Annotated in this window: 23 protein-coding genes; 17 read left to right on the plus strand and 6 right to left on the minus strand. The window is 57.7% G+C overall.

All coding sequences use genetic code 11. The annotated features are described in order from the left end of the window. The first annotated feature begins 74 nt into the window (after positions 1 to 74). The 7 genes from manD to BMX92_RS11950 all read left to right on the plus strand — a co-directional run bounded on the left by manD (position 75) and on the right by BMX92_RS11950 (position 9593). On the plus strand, positions 75 to 1361 hold the full coding sequence (gene manD / locus BMX92_RS11920; RefSeq protein ID WP_256213402.1) for a D-mannonate dehydratase ManD: 1287 nt from the start codon (positions 75 to 77) through the stop codon (positions 1359 to 1361). Positions 1362 to 1546: 185 nt separating this feature from the next. Further along, positions 1547 to 3973, plus strand: coding sequence for a glycosyl hydrolase 115 family protein (locus BMX92_RS11925; RefSeq protein ID WP_218145775.1), 2427 nt, complete (start codon positions 1547 to 1549; stop codon positions 3971 to 3973). Between the two features lie 44 nt (positions 3974 to 4017). Then, positions 4018 to 5670, plus strand: coding sequence for a glycoside hydrolase family 43 protein (locus tag BMX92_RS11930; protein ID WP_093016662.1), 1653 nt, complete (start codon positions 4018 to 4020; stop codon positions 5668 to 5670). A 25-nt stretch (positions 5671 to 5695) separates the two neighbouring features. Continuing rightward, positions 5696 to 6946, plus strand: coding sequence for an endo-1,4-beta-xylanase (locus BMX92_RS11935; RefSeq protein WP_093016664.1), 1251 nt, complete (start codon positions 5696 to 5698; stop codon positions 6944 to 6946). 649 nt (positions 6947 to 7595) lie between these two features. Then, positions 7596 to 7895, plus strand: a complete 300-nt coding sequence (locus BMX92_RS11940; protein WP_093016666.1) for an antibiotic biosynthesis monooxygenase family protein — start codon at positions 7596 to 7598, stop codon at positions 7893 to 7895. Positions 7896 to 7911: 16 nt separating this feature from the next. Next, on the plus strand, positions 7912 to 8811 hold the full coding sequence (locus BMX92_RS11945) for an NAD-dependent epimerase/dehydratase family protein (RefSeq protein ID WP_093016668.1): 900 nt from the start codon (positions 7912 to 7914) through the stop codon (positions 8809 to 8811). 197 nt (positions 8812 to 9008) lie between these two features. Further along, positions 9009 to 9593 (plus strand): carboxymuconolactone decarboxylase family protein, encoded by a 585-nt coding sequence (locus tag BMX92_RS11950; RefSeq protein WP_093016670.1) that lies wholly within the window; start codon positions 9009 to 9011, stop codon positions 9591 to 9593. Between the two features lie 524 nt (positions 9594 to 10117). On the opposite strand, the gene fghA is transcribed toward BMX92_RS11950, so the two are convergent. From fghA to BMX92_RS11965, 3 genes are read right to left on the minus strand one after another with little or no spacing between them, the layout of a single operon-like run. Continuing rightward, positions 10118 to 10954 (minus strand): S-formylglutathione hydrolase, encoded by an 837-nt coding sequence (gene fghA, locus BMX92_RS11955; protein WP_218145779.1) that lies wholly within the window; start codon positions 10952 to 10954, stop codon positions 10118 to 10120. 9 nt (positions 10955 to 10963) lie between these two features. Continuing rightward, entirely contained in the window at positions 10964 to 11365 is a 402-nt protein-coding gene (locus BMX92_RS11960) for a VOC family protein (protein WP_093016674.1), read from the minus strand. A gap of 24 nt (positions 11366 to 11389) precedes the next feature. After that, positions 11390 to 12499, minus strand: coding sequence for an S-(hydroxymethyl)glutathione dehydrogenase/class III alcohol dehydrogenase (locus BMX92_RS11965; protein WP_093016676.1), 1110 nt, complete (start codon positions 12497 to 12499; stop codon positions 11390 to 11392). 98 nt (positions 12500 to 12597) lie between these two features. Between BMX92_RS11965 and BMX92_RS11970 the strand changes: the two genes are divergently transcribed. Then, entirely contained in the window at positions 12598 to 13491 is an 894-nt protein-coding gene (locus BMX92_RS11970) for a LysR family transcriptional regulator (protein WP_093016743.1), read from the plus strand. A 92-nt stretch (positions 13492 to 13583) separates the two neighbouring features. Here the strand turns inward: BMX92_RS11970 and BMX92_RS11975 are convergent, their stop codons facing one another. After that, a complete protein-coding gene (locus tag BMX92_RS11975; RefSeq protein ID WP_093016678.1) occupies positions 13584 to 14492 on the minus strand; it encodes a LysR family transcriptional regulator in 909 nt (302 codons plus the stop codon). Positions 14493 to 14573: 81 nt separating this feature from the next. Here BMX92_RS11975 and BMX92_RS11980 point away from each other — a divergent pair, with 81 nt between their 5' ends. The 3 genes from BMX92_RS11980 to BMX92_RS11990 are packed head-to-tail and all read left to right on the plus strand — an operon-like array spanning position 14574 to position 17258. Further along, complete coding sequence (locus BMX92_RS11980) at positions 14574 to 15638, plus strand: LLM class oxidoreductase (RefSeq protein ID WP_218145776.1); 1065 nt, start codon at positions 14574 to 14576, stop codon at positions 15636 to 15638. 17 nt (positions 15639 to 15655) lie between these two features. Beyond that, positions 15656 to 16429 carry a sugar phosphate isomerase/epimerase family protein gene (locus BMX92_RS11985; RefSeq protein WP_218145777.1) on the plus strand — a complete coding sequence of 258 codons (774 nt, stop codon included), beginning with the start codon at positions 15656 to 15658 and terminating at the stop codon, positions 16427 to 16429. Between the two features lie 22 nt (positions 16430 to 16451). Next, positions 16452 to 17258, plus strand: coding sequence for a sugar phosphate isomerase/epimerase family protein (locus BMX92_RS11990; RefSeq protein ID WP_093016684.1), 807 nt, complete (start codon positions 16452 to 16454; stop codon positions 17256 to 17258). Positions 17259 to 17359: 101 nt separating this feature from the next. Here BMX92_RS11990 and BMX92_RS11995 read toward each other — a convergent pair whose 3' ends face one another. Continuing rightward, positions 17360 to 18268, minus strand: a complete 909-nt coding sequence (locus BMX92_RS11995; RefSeq protein WP_093016686.1) for a LysR family transcriptional regulator — start codon at positions 18266 to 18268, stop codon at positions 17360 to 17362. A 126-nt stretch (positions 18269 to 18394) separates the two neighbouring features. Here BMX92_RS11995 and BMX92_RS12000 point away from each other — a divergent pair, with 126 nt between their 5' ends. The 6 genes from BMX92_RS12000 (at position 18395) to BMX92_RS12025 (ending at position 22842) form a co-directional block, all read left to right on the plus strand. Next, a complete protein-coding gene (locus BMX92_RS12000; RefSeq protein ID WP_093016688.1) occupies positions 18395 to 18598 on the plus strand; it encodes a tautomerase family protein in 204 nt (67 codons plus the stop codon). 2 nt (positions 18599 to 18600) lie between these two features. Then, positions 18601 to 19611, plus strand: a complete 1011-nt coding sequence (locus BMX92_RS12005; protein WP_093016690.1) for an alpha/beta fold hydrolase — start codon at positions 18601 to 18603, stop codon at positions 19609 to 19611. Then, the gene (locus tag BMX92_RS12010) at positions 19608 to 20327 is read left to right on the plus strand and encodes a hypothetical protein (RefSeq protein WP_218145778.1); all 720 of its coding nucleotides are present in this window, start codon (positions 19608 to 19610) and stop codon (positions 20325 to 20327) included. Before BMX92_RS12005 ends, BMX92_RS12010 begins: the two co-directional genes overlap by 4 nt. A gap of 53 nt (positions 20328 to 20380) precedes the next feature. Beyond that, entirely contained in the window at positions 20381 to 20734 is a 354-nt protein-coding gene (locus tag BMX92_RS12015) for a putative quinol monooxygenase (RefSeq protein ID WP_093016694.1), read from the plus strand. A gap of 826 nt (positions 20735 to 21560) precedes the next feature. Continuing rightward, positions 21561 to 21932, plus strand: coding sequence for a TetR-like C-terminal domain-containing protein (locus tag BMX92_RS12020; RefSeq protein ID WP_093016696.1), 372 nt, complete (start codon positions 21561 to 21563; stop codon positions 21930 to 21932). Positions 21933 to 22080: 148 nt separating this feature from the next. Further along, a complete protein-coding gene (locus tag BMX92_RS12025; RefSeq protein WP_093016698.1) occupies positions 22081 to 22842 on the plus strand; it encodes a MipA/OmpV family protein in 762 nt (253 codons plus the stop codon). On the opposite strand, the gene BMX92_RS12030 is transcribed toward BMX92_RS12025, so the two are convergent. Further along, the coding region (locus BMX92_RS12030) for a transposase (RefSeq protein WP_143066779.1) at positions 22773 to 22943 on the minus strand (171 nt) is incomplete at its 5' end. The two genes, BMX92_RS12025 and BMX92_RS12030, sit on opposite strands and share 70 nt — an antisense overlap.

The following is a 22943-nucleotide window of genomic DNA, read 5'->3' on the forward strand; positions in this document are numbered from 1 at the left end:
ATTACGTGCCGAAGTCGATTGAATTGGTAATGCAGGCATGCAATATTGGTCAAACAAATTGTGAGGGAGGGTTGATGCCACGGACTAATCCGATCGTGTCGCATGATAGACATGAATTGCCGACGACCGTCGGTCAGGGCGCGTCGAAAGCCGTAAAGATCATCGACGCCAAGGTCATCGTCACCAGCCCCGGCCGCAATTTCGTCACTTTGAAGATCATAACCGAAGACGGCGTTTACGGTCTGGGCGACGCCACGCTCAACGGCCGCGAACTCTCGGTTGCCAGCTATTTGCAGGACCATGTCATTCCCTGCCTGATCGGCCGGGATGCGCACCGGATCGAGGATATCTGGCAGTATCTCTACAAGGGCGCCTATTGGCGTCGCGGCCCGGTGACCATGTCGGCGATCGCCGCCGTCGACACCGCGCTGTGGGATATCAAGGGCAAGCTGGCCGGCCTGCCGGTCTATCAGTTGCTGGGCGGCGCCAGCCGTGAGAGCGTCATGGTCTATGGCCATGCCAACGGCACCACGATCGAGGATACGGTCAAGGTCGCGCTGGAGTATCAGGCGCAGGGCTATAAGGCGATCCGCATCCAGTGCGGCGTGCCGGGCATGGCCAGCACCTATGGCGTGTCGAAGGACAAATATTTCTACGAACCCGCCGACGCCGACCTGCCGACCGAAAATGTGTGGAATACCAGCAAATATCTCCGCATCGTTCCCGAACTGTTCAAGGCCGCCCGTGAAGCGCTGGGCTGGGACGTCCATCTGCTGCATGACATCCATCACCGCCTGACGCCGATCGAGGCCGGTCGCCTGGGCAAGGATCTGGAGCAATATCGCCCCTTCTGGCTGGAAGATGCGACCCCGGCTGAAAATCAGGAAGCGTTCAAGCTGATCCGCCAGCACACCACCACGCCGCTGGCCGTGGGCGAGATTTTCAATTCGATCCACGATTGCCGCGAACTGATCGAAAACCAGCTGATCGACTATATCCGCGCCACCGTGGTTCATGCCGGCGGCATCAGCCATCTGCGCAAGATTGCGAACCTTGCCGATCTCTATCAGGTCCGCACCGGTTGCCATGGTGCGACCGATCTGTCGCCGGTCTGCATGGCGGCCGCGCTCCACTTCGACCTGTCGGTGCCGAATTTCGGCGTGCAGGAATATATGCGCCACACGCCCGAAACCGACGCCGTCTTCCCGCACGCCTACACCTTTGAGAATGGCGCGATGCATCCGGGCGAAGCGCCAGGTCTGGGTGTGGACATCGACGAGGAACTGGCTGCAAAGTACGAATATAATCGCGCCTTCCTGCCGGTAAACCGGCTTGAAGACGGCACCATGTTCAACTGGTGATCTGCATGACGGGGCAGTTTCTCCGACAGCGACACCGTTGGGCTTTCGCTTGGCTCGCCGCCGCGTCCACGCTGTGGCCAGGCATTAGCCATGCCCACGGCTGCTCGGCCCCAGTTACAGCCTGTCCGAAGGCCTCCCCTGGCGCAATCGCTCTTGTTTCAGGCGGCCACCCCATACCAGTCGTCGTGGATGCTGATGCCGACCCTGCCATACTCGCCGCCGCCATGGGATTTTCCGAGGACCTCTCGCGCGTGGCGGCTGTCGCTCCGACCGCAGGTTTAAAGGCCTTGCCATCGCACGGCGATGCCGTCGTAGTGATAGGACAAATCGGGCGAAGCCCCCTGATTGACCGCCTGATCGAAACCGGACGCATCGCTGATGCGGAAATCACTGGAAAATGGGAAGCCTATAAGCAAATCGTGCTCGATCACCCCTTCCCGGGTATCGCACGCGCCCTGATCATAGCGGGCGCTGATCGGCGCGGCACCATCTTTGGCACCTATGACCTATCGGAGAAAATTGGCGTCTCGCCCTGGCACTGGTGGGCGGACGTACCCGTCGCCCGTCGTGCCAATCTGTTCCTGACGGCCGGATCGCGCATCGATGCACCCAAGGTCAAGTATCGCGGCATCTTCATCAATGATGAAGAACCATCTTTCGGCAAATGGGGTCGAGAGAAATTTGGTGGGATAAACGCCAAGCTCTATTCGCATGTCTTCGATCTAATCTTGCGCCTCAAAGGCAATTATCTTTGGCCAGCCATGTGGGGTAAAGCGATCGGCGCCGACGACGCAACAACCATGCCCCTTGCCCAGTCCCGGGGCATCATTCTGGGAACATCGCATCATGAACCGATGATGCGCGCACAGGTCGAATGGCACCGCGACAAGAAAGATGGAATCACAGGTGGCGCGTGGAGCTATGCGTCGAATGGCCAAAATCTGCGAACTTTCTGGCGCGGTGGCATCGAACGAATGGTGAAAAGCGCCGGAGCAAGCCGCCCTCAGGATCAACTCGTCACCATCGGCATGCGCGGCGATGGCGATGAGCCGATGAGCGACAGCAATGCAAGCGGAATGCTCGAACAGATCGTGGCCGATCAGCGCAATATCCTGGCCGACGTCACGGGGCGCCCAGCCTCACAGACGCCTCAAGTCTGGGCACTGTACAAGGAGGTGCAGGATTATTTTGACCAAGGCCTCAAGGTTCCTGATGACGTCACCCTCCTGTTCGCGGACGATAATTGGGGACAGATCCGCCGCCTGCCCACCCCCCCCCTCGACCGCCCCGGCGGTTATGGCGTCTATTATCACTTCGACTATGTCGGCGGTCCACGTAGCTACAAATGGCTCAACACCATGCAGATCGAGAAGATCTGGCAGCAGATGGACCTGTCCTACCAACGCGGCGCGCAAAGGCTTTGGATCGCCAATGTCGGCGATCTCAAACCCATGGAGTTTCCGACCAGCTTCTTCATGAAGATGGCCTGGAACCCTGACGCCATGTCCCCCGAAGCGCTTGTCGATTTTCCCACAGATTGGGCCACCACCCAGTTTGGCAAAACTCTTGGCCCCACTATCGGCAAACTTCTGACCGACTATTCGCGGCTTGCATCGCGCCGCAAACCTGAACTTGTCGATGCGGAGGGTTTTGCGTTGGGCTCCGTCTCGCCGCGTGCACTGGATGGAGGCGAGTTTGGCGCGATCGTTCGCGAGTGGGATATATTGCAGGCGCGTATGTCGAAGGTCCGCGGGCGTTTGCCAGTCGCGTATCGACATGCCTGGTTTCAGTTGGTCGAATATCCTATCGCCGCTCTAACGAATCTCTATCATTTTCACTACGCAATCGCTTGGAACCGGCGGTTGGCGGGGATGCAGGACCAGCGCGCAGACTATTTTGCCGATATCGCACAAGCTGCATTTCGCGAAGATAAGCGTCTTAGCGAACTTTATCATGCACTGAACGGCGGCAAATGGGACGGCATGATGTCGCAGACGAAGTTCGGCTACACCTCGTGGAATGATCCCAAAATGGATATCATGCCGCCGCTCGCCAGGCTTATAAACCGCAGTACAAAACCTCCCGCTGTTCGCTTCTCTTCGATACCCAATCGAATTCTAGATGGTGCGGCCGTTGAAGCGGCTGCTTTCACGAGCAGGAACGGTTCGCAGACCCTGCAATGGAGCGTGATACCTCATCTTGGTGATGCGTCGGGGGCTATCATTGCATTGCCGCAGGGTCAGCCATCAACAACCATAGAGGACGCCATCCATATCGATTACGATATGGCGCTCCGGCAGGGTGGAGAAGCAATCCTACAGTTGTCCCTCCTTCCAACGCTGGATACGAACGGAACTGACGGGTTGCGCATCGGCGTATCGGTTGACGGTGGCGACGTTAAGATCGCCTCGATGAACCTGAAGGTCGATGGCCCCGAATGGACGCGGGCTGTAAAGAACAATAGATTCCTTGTCGACGTGGCGCTTGGGACACTCAAAGCAGGCCATCACAGCGTGCGCCTATGGCGGATCGACGATAATGTCGCCGTTAGCAAGCTGTCGCTTTCGTCGATCAGTCAACCGCCGGCCAAGCGCTCTCCGGCGCCTAAGTAGTCTGCCACCGCAACCCGATAAACCGAATAAAGGAAGGGAGGATAATGAACTACCGACTTGCCATCGCACTGATAGCGCTAACGTCGTCATTCCAATCTTCGATCGGGGCGCAAACTGCGCGGTTCGAGCGGTTCAGCTATGACGGACGGACGCCGGATGAGAAGGCGATATCGGCAGGCGAATATCGCAATCCCGTCGTCTCGGGCTATTATCCTGACCCTTCAGTAACGCGTGCCGATGAAGACTATTATCTCGTCAATTCGTCATTCGCCCATTACCCCGGCCTGCCGATTTTCAAGTCGAGGGATCTTGTAAACTGGGTGCAGATCGGCAATGCGATCGACCGCCCAACACAGTTGGATTTCACGGGAAGAAAGATATCAGAAGCGGCCTTCGCCCCTGATATTTCCTATCACGACGGCATCTTTTACATCGTGAACACCTGTGTAGGGTGTAAAGGCAATTTCGTCATTACGGCAAAAGACCCCGCCGGCCCCTGGTCGGACCCCATATGGTTGCCGTTCGAAGGGATCGACCCCTCCATTTTTTGGGAAGGCGACCGAGCCTATATCGTCAACAATCGGGCACCAGATGAAGCACCGCGCTATAATGGGCACCGGGCTATCTGGATTCAGGAATTTGACTGGCGCGCCGGCAAGATGGTCGGTGAAAGCAGGCAGATCGTCAATGGGGGGGTAGATATCACCCAGAAGCCGGTGTGGATCGAGGGGCCGCATATTTTCCGTAAGGATGGCCGATATTATTTGATCGCCGCAGAGGGCGGAACCGGCCCGAACCATTCCGAGGTCGTCTTTCGATCCGACCAGCTGTGGGGGCCATACATCCCCCTGAAGACAAACCCCATCCTTACCCAGCGCAATCTGCCGTCTGATCGGCCCAACCCAATCAGCGCTGCTGGCCACGCAAAATTTGTAGAAACGGGAAAAGGTGACTGGTGGGCAGTGTTTCTTGGCGTCAGGCCATATGCCGACGACAAATATACGATTGGTAGGGAAACCTTTCTGGCGCCCGTAAGCTGGCAGGATGGCTGGCCGCACATCCTCGATCAGGGGCAGGTCGTTCCCTCCGTTGCCCGCAGGCCTCGGCTGCCGTCAAATCCGCCTTCCAACCCGCCGACCAGCGGAAGTTTCTCCTACGTCGATGCATTTGACGGGGATTACCTGGACCTCCAATGGATCGGAATTCGCACACCGAAACGGCCATTCTATAACGTCGCACAAGATGGTCTGGAGATGCGGGCAGGCTCTCGACTGGGTGATCTAAGCCAGGCGCCCAGCTTCATCGGCCGTCGTCTGCAACATCACGTTGCGACGATCTCGACCACGATGCACTTCATGCCACTTAAGGATGGCGATCAAGCTGGCCTGGCGGCAGTCCAGAGCGATCAATCCAATCTGTTCTTCGGTGTGACGCGCATTGCCGGCAAACCGGCAGTTGCGCTGTACATGCGTGACAGGGAGGCCGAGGAAACACCGATTGCAACTGCGCCGGTCGATCCACGACGGGAGGTGACCCTGACCATTCGCACCGATAACGGGAAATGGTCCTTCGATTATTCCAATGGCGGGCGGAAGCGAACCTTGAAATCCGGTCTCGACGTCACTTTTCTCACGACCGAGCGGGCCGGCGGATTTGTGGGAACCGTAGTCGGTCTCTACACCGCAAAGCCACGCTGAAAATCTGCGCAGGGAGGCGCATCCTATGGACAAACTCGCACAGCGAACGTTCCAATCGGCAGCCGTTGATGCTGTCCAGCGTCAAGCTGAATGCGATGATGGACGACGCCATCCGAACATCGCCCTCTCTCGCAGGGCAATGCTCTCCGGCATACTGTGCAGCAGCCTGCCCGCGCCTCTGTCTGCTCGGCCCAGCGCAATGGCATCCCTTGCCGGCCTGGCACAGACCAAAGGGATGCTGTTCGGCACATCCGTGGGCGCGGGCCCAGTCGGCTCTTTGACCGGCATGCTGGCCGACCCCCGCGTGATGGCGATCGTCGATCGCGAATGCGGCACGATCGTGGCTGAAAATGAAATGAAGCAATATGTCATCGCCAGCCGGCCTGACTTTTTCGACTTTGCGCCGGGCGATCTGATCTGCGATTGGGCCAAGACACATGGTAAGAAGATACGAGGCCATGCGTTACTGTGGAACCATCCCAAATATACGCCCGAATGGCTGGTAAAGCGATATTCCGATGCGCCGGCGAGCGAATTGGCTGACTGGCTAACATCCTATTGCGGGACCGTCGCGGGACATTACCAGGAGAGCATCTACGCCTGGGACGTCGTCAATGAAACGATAGACCCAGCCACGGGCGAATTGCGGGCCTCCCTCTTTCAGGACAAGCTGGGATTTGATGCCATTCGGATCGCATTCGAGGCGGCCAAAAGCAAAGCGCCTCACGCTCGCCGCGTCTATAACGACTATATGTCATGGGGCGCCGGATCAGCTAAGCATCGCGCCGGTGTGCTCAAGCTCCTGCGCCGGTTCCGCGCCGAACAGGTGCCTGTCGACGCACTGGGTCTTCAGAGCCATATAGGGACAGAGCAAAGCTCATCAGGGTCCGGTGGAGACATGGTTCAATCGCGCGAGCGCGAACGTGATTGGCGAACGTTCCTCGACGAAGTGGTCTCAATGGGGTACCGCCTCGCCATCACCGAATTCGATGTAAGCGACCGTGGCGTCACCGGCTCCATCAAGGAGCGAGACAATCGCGTGGCGTCGGTGGCAAAGGCCTACCTTGATCTGACGCTCTCCTATTCTGAGGTCGATGAACTGCTCTGCTGGGGCATGGTCGATAAATATAGTTGGCTTCAGCAATTCTCCCCCCGTGCCGATCACCAGCCGCTCAGGCCATTGCCCTATGGTCATGACTACCGGCCAAAGCCGTTGCGGGAAGCGATTGCCGAAGCGATCCGCAACGCTCCAGACCGTAATCTAGGCCGCGTTTAAAAGGTCAATTGAACGGAGTCGCTGACGCGGAAGGGGTGCGAGTACTGGCCGGAATGGCGTCGTGATAGAAAGTTTTGGTTGCTGAAGAAGCCCCCTGGTCAGGAGAGATTATTCCATGGCTGAGACCATCACGACAGTGGTGCGCCCACTGCGCCGCCATATGATTGACGAGAGAATTATGCGCAACTGTCTTCGGCGACGCAACGTTCGCATTTGCAAGGTGTCACGAAGCTCAGCCACCGATCTTTCCGAACTGCTTCCTCCACGCATACAGCGAGTGCTGACCGCCCCCAAGCCGTTCGAAATCTCCGCTACGTCCTGACCCCGCTCCGTAATCCGGGCCACCGCATCACGCTTGAACGCATCACTGAAATTGGCATTGTCTATAGTCTCCTCCTGTCCTCCAAATTGGAACCCAGGGCGTCCAGAAATCCAGGGGCTATTCAGGTGTGCTTTGGAGAGGTGAAGCGATACCCAACCCTTCGCACTGTTTGAACTGGCCATGCCAATCGAGGTCTCTTCCCTTCAATCGTCAGGCGAGCATTCGATGCTTCCCCTTTTCACCAGCGCCTTCTTACCTACATGGCTCGTAAGGCGACCGACGATCGTTGCCACTAACCGCCGGTCGTCATGCCCCGAAGGAGCTTGAATGATATACGAAGTGGCGAATATTCAGGTCAAAGTTGGCACAGGACCGCTGTTTGAGCAGCGCTTCTCACAGGCACTTCCGCTGTTCAAACGAGCCCGCGGATGCAATAGCGCCCGCCTTGAGCGATCGGTGGAACATCCTGATCGTTATCTGGTCGTAATCGGCTGGCAAACCCTCGACGACCATGTCGTCGCATTTCGCACTTCGAACGATTATGCACTTTGGCGCGAGTTGGTCGGAGATTTTTTCGCCGCTCCGCCGATCGTGGATCACACCGAAGTTGTCGTGTCAGGCTTTTGACAAAACAGGATCTAGCATGAAAATTTTTGTCACGGGCGCCAGTGGTTTCATCGGCGGATCGTTTGCGGCCGAGGCGGTCAGGCGTGGTCACCAAGTGCGTGGCCTGGTGCGTTCGCACGATAAAGGCCAGGCCTGTGAGGCATTCGGCATTGTACCAGTTCATGGCACGCTTGCAGATCATGATCTGCTGGCTGCGGAGGCGTCCGCAGCGGACGCGGTTGTGAATGCGGCAAGCAGTGATGATCGCCCTGCAATCGACACATTGCTCAGGGCCCTTTCCGGGTCAGGCAAGGCTCTCCTGCACACCAGCGGTAGCAGCATCGTGGCAGACGATGCCAATGGCGAGCCGAGTGATACGGTGGTCGACGAGGAGAACATGCCTGCACCCACCAGGGACAAGGCCGCGCGCGTTGCACTGGATCAATCTATCCTGTCGCAATCCGGCATCCGCTCGATCGTGCTTTGCAATTCGCTGATCTTCGGAGATGCTCTGGGGCCAGATGCACGAAGTGTTCAACTTCCGCTGTTGATCGACTTCGCGCGGGAGACTGGACAGGCCGCATATATCGGCCGTGGCCTCAACCGCTGGTCCACGGTGCATATCGCTGACGTGGTAGATCTCTATCTGCTTGCCCTGGACCACGCGCCCGCGGGCACATTTGCCTTCGTGGAAAGCGGCGAGGCCTCATTTGCCGACATGGCCCGATCCATCGCCGCCGGACTTGGTCTCGGCGACCCCCGATCCATCACGCTTGATGTGGCAGAAGTGCGCTGGGGACGGGGGCGCGCGCGATACTCACTTGCATCCAACAGTCGTGTCCACAGTCTGCGAACTCCCGCGCTGGGATGGAGGCCAACCCTAACCTCTGTCCACCACTGGATTGCAGACCATCTCGCGACTGAGCAAAGGCGCTAAGAGGCTGTTTGGAAATGCGCCTTTGACGCATCCGCACCGGACCACACCCCCACCCGACCGCCCATCAGGATACCATGTCTGGGAGGTCGGGTGGGGGTGTGGGCCGGTGCGGCACTGAAAATGCGCTCTTCCGCGCATTTTCCAAACAGACTCTAAGCGCTGAGGTTGCTCGCTCTTAACCATCTAAGGAAACTGATATGAACAACCTGTCTCAAGTAAACGACATGATCAGTTCGAAGGTCAGCATAGACTATCCGGATTTCTCGACCCTCCCAGAGGCTGTCCAGAAGAAGTTCGACGCACAGCCGACGAAAGTGAATTTCTTCCGCATGCTGGGTCACAGTGCGGGCGCATTCATCCCGGTCATGGATCTCACCAACGCGATCTTCCGCGACCTCACGATTTCCGACTACCACAAGGAACTTCTGGTTCTCATGGTCGGCGCACATCAAAGCGTGGCATATGAATGGGAACAGCATGTCTCCATTGCCCAGGCCGCAGGTGTTCGCCCTGAGCAGTTCATCGCAATTGCCGAAGACCAGCTCAACGATGCCGAGGCGTTCAGCGAGGATGAACGTGTGCTTTTGCGCTTCGGCAAAGCCATTCTTGAAAAAGGCAAGGCGACCGGTGTGCTGCTCAAGCATGCGCTCCAGCATTTTTCGATCCAGGATCTCAGCGATGCGATCATTGTCCTGGGATATTACCGCATGATAGCCGCCCATATCCAGACATTCGACATCGCGATCGATGCGCAGACGGACGGGAACTGGATAAAAGGATGAGATACTGACGGCGTCGATCTGCGCCCGAAAAAGGCAGTAACGTTCGCTGGGCATGAACGGCCATTTGACCACTGATAGCAGCGAACGCCCCTCTTGATCTGATGATCGATAACCCGATCATCAGATCAAGAGGTCGAAATTGCCTCTTTTCGTTTCTCACGCTGGCCCCATCTTTGACGGAGTTGCACAAGTCTCCATGGCAACCGCCGAGCGCCCTGCCTGACACGACATGAGAGGCCAGCAGCTCGCGCCGCTGCATGCCAACGATGTGCTGATAATCGGATGAGGCAGCCTCACTGACAGCCTGTCGGACTTACGGAAATATTATCACGCCATGCATGCACCCTGACATTCACACCGCGCTATCGCGCGAGATGGTTCTCTATCCACCACTGCGCGCGCTGAAGGTCAGCCGGTCGACTATGAGCAGGCGACCATCTCCACGGTCGGGTCGGCTCTACTCTGCTGAAACATATGCCGACTGACGAAATGAGAGCCGGGCAGACCGTTTTCCGATCGCACTGCTATCCCAATCGCTCTGCATGCCAGATCAGATGGTCTGCGATGAAGGTCGAAATGAAATAATAGCTATGGTCATATCCGGGCTGCATACGCAGGGTCAGCGGGATACCGGCAGCGCTGCAAGCCTCTTGCAGCAGATCAGGGCGTAGCTGTTCTGCGAGAAACTGATCTGCATCGCCTTGATCGACCAGAATCGCAGAAACCCGTGCGCCGTCTTCTATCAGCGCGATGGCGTCATGTTTTCGCCATGCGTCACGATCATCCCCCAGATAGCCAGTCAGCGCCTTGACGCCCCAAGGCACCTGGCTCGGCGCGACAATCGGGGAAAAAGCGGACACTGCCCTGAAACGCTTTTGGTGACGAAGAGCAATGGATAGCGCACCGTGGCCGCCCATGCTGTGCCCCATTATCGACTGCCGCTCCAGGTCGGCCGGGAAGTGCTGGGCGATCAGGGCAGGCAATTCGTCCGTGACATAGGTCCACATGCGATAGTTGCGGTCAAAAGGCGCCTGTGTCGCATCAACGTAAAAGCCTGCACCCAGGCCAAAATCATATGCCCCGTTCGCATCGTCGGGCACCCCCTCACCACGCGGGGACGTGTCCGGCGCGATGAAGATCAGGCCGAGTTCGGCGCACTTGCGCCGAAACTCGCCCTTTTCAGTCACGTTGGCATGGGTGCAGGTCAGGCCCGAAAGATACCAGACAACCGGCAATTTCGTTCCCGCTTCGTGCGGCGGGACATAGACCGAGAAAGTCATGTCCGTGCCGGTGGCGGTCGAGGCGTGCTTGTACACCCCCTGCACGCCGCCGAAGGCGAGATTGGCGCTAACCTGCTCCACGCTCATGACTTAGTTGCCGTCGGTGAAGGTGTACGAACAGATCTTGTTGCCTGCCGGATCACGCAGATAGGCGGCATAGGCGCCCGGCAGATGGCTGCGCGCACCAGGAGCGCCTTCGTCCGTGCCGCCGCCGGCGAGACCGGCCGCGTGAAACGCATCGACCTCGGCAGTGATCGCGCCGGCAAAGCCGATCGTCATGCCATTGCTGGTCGGCTCTTCGCCATTACCCGGGCGTGCGACGATGAAGGCGGGCTTGTTACGCCCATAGAGCACCCAGCCATTACCGAACGGCCCCAGGTTGTCGATGCCCAGCGCGGCGAGTGCCGCATCGTAGAACTTTACCGAAGCGTCTAGATCGTGGGCGCCCATCATGACGTGCGAGAAAACGCCGTCACCGGAAATAACTGCCATGATACTTCTCCTTGGAAATGGTGATCAGAATATTACGACGGAACGAATGCTCTCGCCCGAATGCATGAGTTCGAAGCCCTTGTTGATTTCCTCGAGCTTGAGCACGTGGGTAATCATGGGATCGATCTCGATCTTGCCGTTCATGTACCAGTCGACGATCTTGGGAACGTCGGTGCGGCCGCGCGCACCGCCAAAGGCGCTGCCCTGCCACACACGGCCCGTCACCAGCTGGAACGGACGGGTGGAAATCTCCTTGCCCGCTTCGGCCACGCCGATGACGGTGGAAACACCCCATCCACGGTGACATGCCTCAAGCGCCTGACGCATGACCGTCGTGTTGCCGGTGCAATCGAACGTATGGTCTGCGCCGCCATCGGTCAGCGCAACCAGATGCGCGACGATGTCGCCATCAATCTTCGAAGGATTGACGAAATGCGTCATGCCGAAGCGACGGCCCCACTCTTCCTTCGAGTCGTTAAGGTCGACGCCCACGATCATGTTGGCCCCGGCCATGCGTGCGCCCTGCAACACGTTCAGCCCGATACCGCCCAGGCCGAACACGATGACCGTGTCGCCGACCTGCACCTTTGCCGAATTGATCGCCGCGCCGACGCCCGTGGTGACGCCGCAGCCGATGTAGCAGCTCTTGTCGAACGGCGCGTCTTCACGGATCTTCGCCACGGCGATTTCCGGCAGGACGGTGAAGTTCGAAAAGGTCGAGCAGCCCATATAGTGAAAGATCGACTGACCCTTATAGCTGAAGCGCGACGTACCGTCAGGCATAAGGCCTTGCCCCTGCGTCGCGCGGATGGCGGTGCACAGGTTGGTCTTGCCGCTCAGGCAGCTTTTGCACTGGCGGCATTCAGGGGTATAAAGCGGGATGACATGATCCCCGGGCTTTACCGATGTGACGCCGGGGCCCACTTCACGCACGATGCCCGCACCTTCATGGCCCAGGACGACAGGAAAAATTCCTTCGCTGTCCAGACCGCCAAGAGTGTAAGCGTCCGTGTGACACAGGCCGGTTGCCATGATCTCGACAAGCACCTCTCCCGGACGCGGGCCTTCGAGGTCAAGCTCGACTATTTCAAGAGGCTTCTTCGCCTCGAACGCTACCGCTGCACGCGTCTTCATGATGGTGCTCCTCCTTGTTGATGTCCCCGTCTACCATCTTGCCATATGCGCGATAATATGCTCATTGCTCAAAATACTATGCCATACATGGTGCAATGATGTCTGATTGGGATGGCATTGACGAATTTGTTGCGGTGGCGACGACAAATTCCTTCACCAAGGCTGCGCGTGCGATCGGAATGTCGCCCACCCATGTGAGCCGGTCTATCGGCGAACTCGAGCGCCGCGTTCAGGCTCCGCTGTTCAACCGGACGACCCGAACGGTCAGCCTGACAGATGCCGGACGGGTGTTTTTCGAGCACTGCCAGCGCCTGGTGCTCGAACGGGATGAAGCCATCGCCCTTATCGGAGAGCAAGGGGAACCGCAGGGCGAACTCAGGATAAGCTGCTCGACGACGATGGGAGAACGGTTCGTAGCGCCGATCATCCGTCGCCTGACAATGCAGCATCCCAAGCTGAATGTGTCGATCGAACTCAGCAACAACCTCGTCGATCTGGTCGGGGACGGTTTCGACCTCGCAATCCGGACTGGGGAACTGAAGGACGGTCGCTTGCTGGGCACATTGGTGGCGGAGCGGCGATTCTACACATGCGCCGCGCCCGACTATCTCGCACGTCAGGGCGAACCAAAGACCGTGCAGGATCTGAGCGATCATCAGTGCATAAAGGGAACAAGCACCAGTTGGCATTATCTCGTCGGAGGCAAGGACATCCATCATCGGCCTAGCGGCCGATACCGCTGCAATAGTGGTCAAGCGGTGATAGAGGCCTGCGTCGCTGGCCTGGGGATTTGCCAGTTGCTGGAATTTTATGTCCTCCCTTATCTTCGCCACGGCATGGTCAAACTCCTGCTTGAGGACATCCGCCCGAAAGATGAGCCGATCTGGGCAGTCTACCCGCGCCGAAGACATCTGCTTCCGAAAATCCATGCAGCCTTAGAGGCGTTGAAACTGGAACTGGGCCCAACGCTTCACACCGACCACCGGGATTGACCGACATTTGGGCAAGTAAAATAGCCCATGGCGATGGTCTGGGCCTGGCTGATCCAGAGGCCGCCAGTAGCGGGGCTGGATTTCGTCCCGCTTTACGAAGAGGCACGACGCCACAGGGCACCCGTTTCCGCTCGCCCCACCATGAATTCGACAAATGCCTTGATGCGGGGAAGCGGTTGACGGCTCGCTGGCCATACGACGTGCAGGTGCCGGCTGTCGTCGAGAAGTCCTTCAAGGACTGGAGATAGCAGGCCGGCCTCGATTGGAGCCTCGACGCAGAAATCGGGAAGACAAGCTATGCCCAGTCCAGCCAGAGCCATGTCCTGCAACGCATCGATCGAATTGGCGGCTGCGCTTCGAGGAATGTCGCGCACGGGCATATATCGCGCGGCAAATGGCCAAGGATCGATCTTTCCGCTGGTCGGGTATCGGTAGTGAAGGCAAACATGCTCCTTCAAGTCGATGATCGAGCGCGGTGACGGACGGGTTTTGAGATAAGCTGGCGAAGCGACAAGTCGGTGCCGGTAAGATCCGAGCATACGTCCGCGAAGCCGGGAGTCGTCGAGACTACCGATCCGGATCACCGCGTCAAAACCTTCGCCGATGATGTCTACCAGACGATCGGAGATGTCGAGATCCAGCTCGATATCGGGATGGGCCAATTGGAATGCGGTGATCGACACCATTAGATGTTGCCCCAGTTGCGGGAGCCCTACCCGCAGCTGGCCGCGAGGCTTACCCGCGATTTCGGTCATCTCACGTTGGGCGCTCTCCAGATCGTTCACGATTGCTCGACATCGTTCGAGAAAAAGCAGCCCTTCTGGAGTCAATGTCATCGCTCGTGTCGATCGATGAAAAAGACCAACGCCCAGGCTTTCTTCAAGCCGACTGACCGCCTTGCCGACAGCGGAAGACGAAAGTCCCAATTTTCCGCCCGCACGGGTGAAGCTGCCGGTCGCAGCCGTCTGCATAAATGCATTTATCGCGCTGAACTGGTCCATCTGCCTCCCTTACGCCCATCTCGAAGATTTGAGAAATTTATTCCGATAAGTTCAGATTTTGAGCCTTATTTTCAAAACTGGTTGCTGCGCTATCTGGAGGCAGGAAATTCCTCTGAAAGGGATCAACACATGTCAGCAGCCCCAATTCCGCCATTTCTTCCCGCCGAACTACAACAGCATGCCGGCTATTCTCGCGTGTTCCAGCCAGGACGGCTTACTTTCGGGTTCATCGCGCCGCTGGAAAGCTATCCGCAAACCGTCGGTCCCTACATGACAGGCCATGCGGCGATGGCGCGCAAGGTCGATGATGCCGGATTTGCCGCAATCTGGCTCCGCGACGTGCCTTTCTACGATCCGCAATTTGGCGACATCGGGCAGGTGTTCGACCCGCTGGCTTATGCATCGTTTCTGACTGCCGTCACCCGGAACATTGCGATCGGAACCGCAGGGCTGCTGTTGCCGCTTCGCGATCCCCTGATTATTGCCAAGCAGGTCGCTACTGTCGACCAACTTTCAGGTGGCCGGTTCATCATGGGCGTGGCCACGGGCGATCGGCCGACCGAATATCCCGCCTTCGGCAAGAATTATGAAGATCGCGCCGACCGGTTTCGCGACGCTCTGGACCTTATCCGTACCATTCTTGGGCAGGATTGGCCGGTCCATCAGTCGAAATATTATGGCGAACTCAGGGGAAATCTGGATCTTGTTCCAAAGCCAGCCGCCCAAAAAATTCCGGCCATCGTCATCGGACATGCGGGGCAGAGCATGGAGTGGACGGCGCAAAATACCGATGGCATCATGTCCTATACCACGGACCCGCGTCGCGTGGCCGGGATCGTGGCGGATTGGCGCAGCCTGAGCCCTGACGTCTTCAAACCCTATGGCTATGGTACGATGTTCGATCTGGACGCGGACCCTGACGCTCCCTTTGTACCTGGACGGATATTGCGGGCCGGCCGGAAGGCTTTGATCGAACTGTTCAAGCGCCAGGAAGGTGACGGCGTTTCCCATGTAGGCCTGCATTTCAAACCGCAACGCCGTCCGGCGTCGGAGGTTATTGACGAACTGGCCGAATATGTATTGCCGCACTTCCCGGTGGGGCCTGACCCTTTACAAACGCCGTCCGCGCTGGTGGATGCAGCATGAGCGCTCCGCTTCACCACATGGATTTCATCTTCCAGACCAAGATCGGCACCTATCCACTAGAAACCCAGTGCGAAATGCTCGCTGAGACGGGTTATCAGGGTCTGACCGTGTCGGCCTGGAGCCCCGAATTGGGCCTGTTACCGACCGTCAAGGAAAGATGGGGCCTGGACGTTGGCGCCATCTACCTCATCTATCGTCCTGGTCTTGAACGCCATGTTCTCAACATATTCGAGACGGTGGAGGGATGTTCGACCATCGAACTCGCGCTTCATTCGGGAGAAAACGTGCAGGACGCGGATCGGCGGATGATCGAGCGGTTGCTCCCCATCGCAGAGCGTCGGGGGCTCGACATCATACTTTATCCGCATATCAGATACGGAATGCAGACCACGACCGAAGCGGTCGCTTTGTGTCGGAAGTTCAATCATCCTCGGCTCGGCATCGTCTTCAATGGCTATCATTGGTTTGCCAATCAGGAGGGGTCGCTCGAAGACCGGCTCGATGCGCTCTGGCCCTGGCTCAGGCGGGTCAATCTGTCGGGATGCCGCCTGTCTCCCCTTGGTTGGGGCGGTGCGGCGACCATTGAACCACTTGATGAAGGCGAAATGGACAATTTCGTGCTTATCGGTTCGTTGACGCGCCGTGGCTATGCCGGAACATACGGAGTTCTGGGCTGGGAGAGCATGGGCGGCGATGTCTATGGCAACCTTGAGCGCTCGAAAGCGGCATTCCGTTCAATGGAAGCGCGGCTGCGCGCCCATCCCCACTGGGCCCAGATCCAGCCTGCATAATATTTAATATGGGGAGCGCACCATGCGTCATCGGATCCATGCACTGGATTCCTTCTTCTATACGTCGATGGGCATCTATGAGTTCCAGGCACAATGCGAAATGCTGTCGCAATTGGGCTATGACGGCATCACCGTTTCAGCCTGGGGCGGCACACCCTATACCGACCTGAGCCTCCTGCCACAGGTGAAGGCAAGTCATGGGATCGATGTCAGCGCGCTCTATCTTGTCTTGCACGAGGGTCGGAACGATCAGACATTGCAAGCCATCATCGAGCGAGTGGAAGGCGTGGAACTGCTGGAACTGGCCGTGCAGACCAGTATGAACGGCGCGCCGGGCATCTTGCGGTTCATCGAGAAGATTTTGCCAATCGTCGAACAACGTGGATTGAAACTCGCACTCTATCCGCATCTGCACCACGTCACGCAGACGACGACCCAGGTCGTGCAGATCTGCGAGCGGTTTCGTCATCCCCTATTGGGGGCGTCCTTCAACGCCTATCATTGGTATGGCGCGCAGGAGGGGCAACTGGAACAGCGGCTGGAGGCAATGAAGCCCTGGCTCATGCAAGTCGTAACATCGGGCAGCGCCCTATCCCGTCTGGGCTGGGGAGGTATTGCCACGATGGAACCGCCAGATCGCGGAGAACTGGACAATTTTGCGCTTGTGGCAGCCCTTGATCGCCTTGGCTATACCGGTAGCCTCGGCGTGCTGGGATGGGATTATGGCGGCGATGTCTATCTGAAACTTGAACGCAGCCTGCGCGCCATGAGGGACATCTCCTGTAGGTTGGACCGGCATCATAGCTGGGGGCGTCTCCCTCTAAGATAATGAGGTGAGCACAGCGCTGCTGCGATCCCACATGCCCCCCTCCTAACCTCGTCTATCACTCGATATCCGACCCCACCGGTTCAGCAGCAATTACACTAGGCTCAATCCAGTCGGCCTTCGGCCGCGAAGTTTACCAACTGGTCGACGATGAAACGCACACGCGGACTCAACTGAGCCTGCTGAGGCCACACTGCATGGATATCGACGTCCACTGAGGAAAACTCATCGAGCACGGTCTGCAATCGTCCAGCGCCAATATCCGCACGGACCATGGATATTGGAACTTGAGACAGGCCGAGCCCGCCTATGGTTGCGTCCACCATCGCCTCCCCGTCGCTGATCTGGTGCGTCGCAGGTGGAACCAGCCGCCGTTCCACGCTTCCTTCCCGCACTACCCATGTAAGCGGAGGCCCCCTGTGTGCGCCGACGATGCAGCGGTGCAACCGAATATCATCCAACCCCTTAGGCGTTCCCCACATCTTGAGATAATCGGGCGATGCGCAGATGACGCGTCGCTGCGACGTCAGCCGCCGCGCGATGAGATTACTGGTGTCGGAGAGAGTTCCAAACCGAATGGCGAGGTCAACATCGTCCCGCAGGAGGTCGCTCGTCGCGTCCGTGAATGTGAGGCTGAGGCTCAGATCCGGATGTGGCCTGGTGATCGCCATCAGGATCGGCAGCAAAACCTTGCGGCCGAACACGATCGGCATGTCGATATGCACGCGACCGCTCAATATCTGATTGCTGGAAGATAACGCCGATTGCACCGATGTTACCTCGTCGATGGCGGCCGAACATGCCGCCAGATACGCTTCTCCATCAGCCGTCAGCCGCATAAGCCTTGTCGTACGGTTAAACAACCTAAAGCCAAGCCTCTCTTCAAGACGCGCGACCGTCTTTCCCACCGAGGATTTGGTCAGCCCCAGTCGCTCTGCGGCGAGCGTGAAGCTGCCCGCTCGTGCTGCCGTTACGAAAACCGTGACACCCGAAAAAGGATCTGGATCCAGCATTGTATCGCTCAATTCTACTAAGAAGCGAAATCTAACATATTTAAAGCTACCTGGCCTACAATTATATCGGGGATGCAGCGGAGCCATCGGCTCCAATGACCTTTCTTACAATGCAGGAGAAAAACCATGCCCGTCGTACGTGTCAGTTGGTTCGAAGGTAAGGATCACGGCCAGAAGGAAAAGGTCGCAGCGGAGATCACAGAAAGCATCGTCCGTAACACGGATACCGATCCGAAGTATATCTACGTCATTTTCGATGACGTAAAAGCAAGCGACTGGGCCGGTGCCGGCAAACTGTTCGGCGGTCCCGATAGCGGCGGAGAGGCCTGATCATGCGCGCCGGCGTTCGCCTCGCCCTTAGCCTCCTCGCTGGTGCACTGGCTGCCGCGCCGGCGCTCGTTATGGCCGAGCCGGCTATCACAGTCCTGGGCCGCGACTTCACCTTTCCCCACAAAATAGACGGTCTTCCTCGTCACCTATCCGATTTCAAAGGGCTTACGATCAATCGCTTCGTCACCAATGACGGCGTGACCCTCAGCTATTGGGAAGCGGGTAACGGACCGCCGCTGATCTTCATTCCCGGCTGGTCAGCCAATGGCGCCGAATATGTAAACCTTATGTATCTCTTGGCTAAGCGCCATCGGGTGATCGTGCTGGATCCACGCAATCAGGGGCTCTCACAACGCGTCGATTATGGCACGCGCATCTCGCGCTATTCGATGGACCTTAAGCAACTGGTCGACCATCTCGGCATCACTCAAGCCGATTTTTGCGGCTGGTCGATGGGCGCCTCGGTCCTGTGGGGGTATATTGATCTGTTCGGCACGTCGAGCATCCGTAAGCTCGCCTTGGTCGACGAACCAATCTCCATCGTTTCCCACGCCGACTGGTCGGCCCAGGAGCGCGAAGAGGCTGGCGCCATCGCCCCCTCGCCCGAACCGTTGCTTGCAGCACTGGGAGCAACACCTCCTGCCAATCCCGATCCGAAAGATCCAAGCTTGCTCGCGCGGCTGATGCTGATGGATTCTCCATATTTCGCCAACTCGGAGAGCTTCGCGCGTGCTGTCATAAAGGACGATCCCAAATCGCTCGGGCTGATCATGTACGACCATGCCGGAAATGACTGGCGAGACGTCGTGCGGACCAAGATTGACCGTCCAACAGCGATTTTCACGGGGGAATGGAGCGCGAATGTGCCGAGTCAAAAATGGGCGCAGTCGGTCATTCCGGGCTCCCAACTGCACATCTACAGCAAGGGGGAACAGGGGGATCACTTCCTGATGTTCAAAAATCCCGTAAAGTTCGCCGCAGACCTAGAAGCCTTTCTTCAGGACGCGAAATGAGACGTCTGTCGCGGCATACTCTGGGACGTTGTGCGGCGATGGGCTTATGCTTCGCTGCCCCCCCGGTTCTAGCCCATGTTGGTGACAACGTCGCTGACTACAGGTTGTCCGGCGTTTCCTTAGCGAAGGGGCGCCATCTTGGTAGCGCTGCGTTCGAGATGCGCATGCCGTCGAGCGCGTACCAGGATCCCGCGAAGGAGCAACTGAGCGACCGCAATTTCATGGCCTGGCTGCCGCTGGACTTCCAGGACGGGACGATCGAGGTCGACGTTGCGAGCGACCTCGCTACAGATGCCCCTGGCTACGCGCGTGGGTTCATCGGCCTGGCGTTCAGGATCGATGCGGCAGGCCGATTTGAAAATATCTATTTGCGGCCGACCAACAGTGTCGCGGACGATCAGGTTCGCCGCAATCATTCGGTGCAATATGCGGCCTATCCGGACCATCTTTTCGATCGACTGCGCCGAGAAACGCCGGAAAAATATGAGACTTACGCCGATATCGCCACCGGGAGATGGATCAGGATGAAGCTGGTAATCAGCGGGAGCCGAGCAGTCCTTTACCTCGACAATAAATCCACCCCCGCGTTGGTGGTTCAAGATCTCAAACTAGGCGCCAAGCAACGTGGCGGCGTTGGAATATGGCTCGAATCCGGAACAATAGCGCATTTTCGCAATCTCAAGATCACGCAAACCATGTCAGCCGCCGGCCTGTAGCACGCAAATAGATCAACCACTGCGCAGCCGTTGTCCAAATAGAGGAAATTTACATGAAGAACGAGGTTTACACGATCTACCATCTGTCGATCGAACCGGACGATTTTCCCGCGTTTGAGACCCTTATTGCCAAAATCGTCGACGCTACGAGTAAAGAGCCAGATACGCTAACATATGAATATGTGGTCAATGAAGATCGCACAGCAGTTCACATCATCGAGCGCTACCGTCCCGCCGGCATCGTACCCCATAGCGACACAACGTTCGCCCCCTTCGCAGAGGAGTTTCTCTCGCTCGTCCGCATCGAGAAGTTGTACGTCTATGGAGAGACAACGCCGGAGATCAGAACCCGGCTCGATCGATTCGACGCGCTCTATTTCTCCTCGTTCGCTGGCTTCAGTCGATAAACATATCGGCGGCGCATTGGCCGGGTTTCGCAATTGTCATGGGCATCTGGTCGCGCTCAACCGCGAGCTGAGCAGGTTTGCAGCCTTGCTCGCCGAGGCCGGCAGTGCGGCCTAAGAGTCTGTTTGGAAAATGCGCGGAAGAGCGCATTTTCAGTGCCGCACCGGCCCACACCCCCACCCGACCGCCCAGACATGGTATCCTGATGGGAGGTCGGGTGGGGGTGTGGGCCGGTGCGGATGCGCCAAAGGCGCATTTCCAAACAGGCTCTTACCACATCGACCTCAATCAGGGCATGCCCGGCTACGTCTGGAGCTTACTCTAAGTTACAGAAGTTCGGTGAACTTGAACATGATCATCGTCGCCACTGACGATGATCATGTTTGGTAACCCTGCATCAACGATCAGCCGAAACATTGATGATGGCGCGATCATCTTTATCGCCTGCTTGCCCTCCCCCTCAGCTTCACGCGCCTTTTCGTGACCTGATCAGCTATGTGCCGCGCAGGGCAATATCCTGCCGTTGAGTTGGCTTTTCATCCTATTAGTCTAGAGATCTTTTCTGGGCCGCCGTCGGCGTCGCGTGACCGCCATAGACCAACAGGAACGAGAACATCTTGACCAGTGATGAGGGTAACGAACCAAACCGGAGGCGTCGCGGGCTTGCACTCGAAGGCGCCATACTGGATGCGGCATGGTCAGAATTGTCTACCAACGGCTATACCAAGTTTACCTTCGAAACGGTCGCGCGCCTAGCCGGGACAAGCCGTCCTTTATCGACGTTGGCCAACGCGCGCGAGCCTCGCTTCGTCCGCCATCGTTCGGCACTTGAAGCGCAACCCCATAATTGTAGCCGACCTAGGCAATCTGAGAGATGAACTCCAGTGCGCAATGCGCAAATTTGCCGATCGGGCGCCTCCCAGTCTCATGAAGCTTGTGTTCGAAATGCATGAAGACATGGCTTCAGAAGAGGTAAATTTCACCGACGCGCGTTTCAGCGATAACCCGATCGATGATGTCATAGCACGCGGCATAGCGCGCGGAGAGATAGTTCCCGAACGCCTGAACGCTCGCGTAATGCGCGTGCTACCCAGCCTTGTGATGCACGAGATCGTCGTGACCGCGCAGCCGATTTCGGATGAGACCATAGCGGCGATAATCGATCAGATCTTCATCCCTTTAACCGCCCCCCTGCCCTGAGCACCGCACCTCATAAAGATTATTTAAGATACAAATTGTTTCTTATTGACGATGAAGCATAATATCGGCGATATGTGCGATGCGGGATTGAGGGCGCGCACCCGAGATCGAGGCCGCTGACATTTCATTCGATGGAGCGACCGGCTCGATGAACAAACTTATCAAGTTAAGTGGTGAACCGCTCTGCGTCATTGGAATGATCTGGTTTAGCGCACCCGCACAGGCGCAGGATCGTGTCGTACTTGGGGCAGGCGTCGCGGTGACACCAACCTATCAAGGTTCGGACGACTACAGGGTGCTACCGTTGCCGGCCATCGACATCAAGAAAGGCTGGTTCTTCGCGAACTTGCGTAATGGCATTGGGATCGAGCCGATTGACACCGGGGTGGTATCGGCAGGTGTGAGCGCCGTATTTGTCCAGGGGTATCGACGTCGCGACATTCCGGTGGGAATTTCGAAACTCTCGGATGGTCTGGGGGCTCGAGCACATATCAATCTGCGCTCCAGTGGCCTGACTGGTACCTTGGGCGTAACGAAGATCATATCGGGCGGCACAGGCGGGATCATCGCCGATGCGAGCATCTCTCATCCAATCCTCATCTCTTCGAAATTTTCCCTCACGCCGACCGTCGCCGCTACTTGGGCGGATCGGAAACATAACGACCGGTATTTCGGCGTAGACAATCTGGAAGCACCTGCTTCGGGGTTTTCCCCTTTCTCGACTGGCGCGGGGTTCAAGGACATCTCGGGCACGCTCACTGCGACCTATCGATTGACCGATCGGATTGCATTGAGCGCAACTGGCGGCGTGACCACCTTGCTAGGCTCAGGACTCACTGATCAAAGCCAGAAGATGACGGTGGCAGCGAGGGCGATGGCCGAGAAGAAGGCTTTGGGGCATCGGTCGTAGCGCGTGGCGACCCGTCGCCAGTCCTTGAGGCGGCCGAACATGATCTCGATGCGGTTGCGCCGTTTGTAGCGGCGCTTGTCGTGTTTGACGGCCTTGTTCCG

It is taken from the genome of Sphingobium sp. YR768 (assembly GCF_900111125.1).
Lineage (GTDB): Bacteria > Pseudomonadota > Alphaproteobacteria > Sphingomonadales > Sphingomonadaceae > Sphingobium.

What these genes read in the sequence shown, in the direction of transcription:
- manD (WP_256213402.1), top strand. Translation starts at nt 75, where the DNA reads ATGCCACGGACTAATCCGATCGTGTCGCATGATAGACATGAATTGCCG.
- BMX92_RS11930 (WP_093016662.1), top strand. Translation starts at nt 4,018, where the DNA reads ATGAACTACCGACTTGCCATCGCACTGATAGCGCTAACGTCGTCATTC.
- BMX92_RS11935 (WP_093016664.1), top strand. Translation starts at nt 5,696, where the DNA reads ATGGACAAACTCGCACAGCGAACGTTCCAATCGGCAGCCGTTGATGCT.
- BMX92_RS11940 (WP_093016666.1), top strand. Translation starts at nt 7,596, where the DNA reads ATGATATACGAAGTGGCGAATATTCAGGTCAAAGTTGGCACAGGACCG.
- BMX92_RS11945 (WP_093016668.1), top strand. Translation starts at nt 7,912, where the DNA reads ATGAAAATTTTTGTCACGGGCGCCAGTGGTTTCATCGGCGGATCGTTT.
- BMX92_RS11950 (WP_093016670.1), top strand. Translation starts at nt 9,009, where the DNA reads ATGAACAACCTGTCTCAAGTAAACGACATGATCAGTTCGAAGGTCAGC.
- BMX92_RS11960 (WP_093016674.1), bottom strand. Translation starts at nt 11,365, where the DNA reads ATGGCAGTTATTTCCGGTGACGGCGTTTTCTCGCACGTCATGATGGGC.
- BMX92_RS11965 (WP_093016676.1), bottom strand. Translation starts at nt 12,499, where the DNA reads ATGAAGACGCGTGCAGCGGTAGCGTTCGAGGCGAAGAAGCCTCTTGAA.
- BMX92_RS11970 (WP_093016743.1), top strand. Translation starts at nt 12,598, where the DNA reads ATGTCTGATTGGGATGGCATTGACGAATTTGTTGCGGTGGCGACGACA.
- BMX92_RS11975 (WP_093016678.1), bottom strand. Translation starts at nt 14,492, where the DNA reads ATGGACCAGTTCAGCGCGATAAATGCATTTATGCAGACGGCTGCGACC.
- BMX92_RS11985 (WP_218145777.1), top strand. Translation starts at nt 15,656, where the DNA reads ATGGATTTCATCTTCCAGACCAAGATCGGCACCTATCCACTAGAAACC.
- BMX92_RS11990 (WP_093016684.1), top strand. Translation starts at nt 16,452, where the DNA reads ATGCGTCATCGGATCCATGCACTGGATTCCTTCTTCTATACGTCGATG.
- BMX92_RS11995 (WP_093016686.1), bottom strand. Translation starts at nt 18,268, where the DNA reads ATGCTGGATCCAGATCCTTTTTCGGGTGTCACGGTTTTCGTAACGGCA.
- BMX92_RS12000 (WP_093016688.1), top strand. Translation starts at nt 18,395, where the DNA reads ATGCCCGTCGTACGTGTCAGTTGGTTCGAAGGTAAGGATCACGGCCAG.
- BMX92_RS12005 (WP_093016690.1), top strand. Translation starts at nt 18,601, where the DNA reads ATGCGCGCCGGCGTTCGCCTCGCCCTTAGCCTCCTCGCTGGTGCACTG.
- BMX92_RS12010 (WP_218145778.1), top strand. Translation starts at nt 19,608, where the DNA reads ATGAGACGTCTGTCGCGGCATACTCTGGGACGTTGTGCGGCGATGGGC.
- BMX92_RS12015 (WP_093016694.1), top strand. Translation starts at nt 20,381, where the DNA reads ATGAAGAACGAGGTTTACACGATCTACCATCTGTCGATCGAACCGGAC.
- BMX92_RS12025 (WP_093016698.1), top strand. Translation starts at nt 22,081, where the DNA reads ATGAACAAACTTATCAAGTTAAGTGGTGAACCGCTCTGCGTCATTGGA.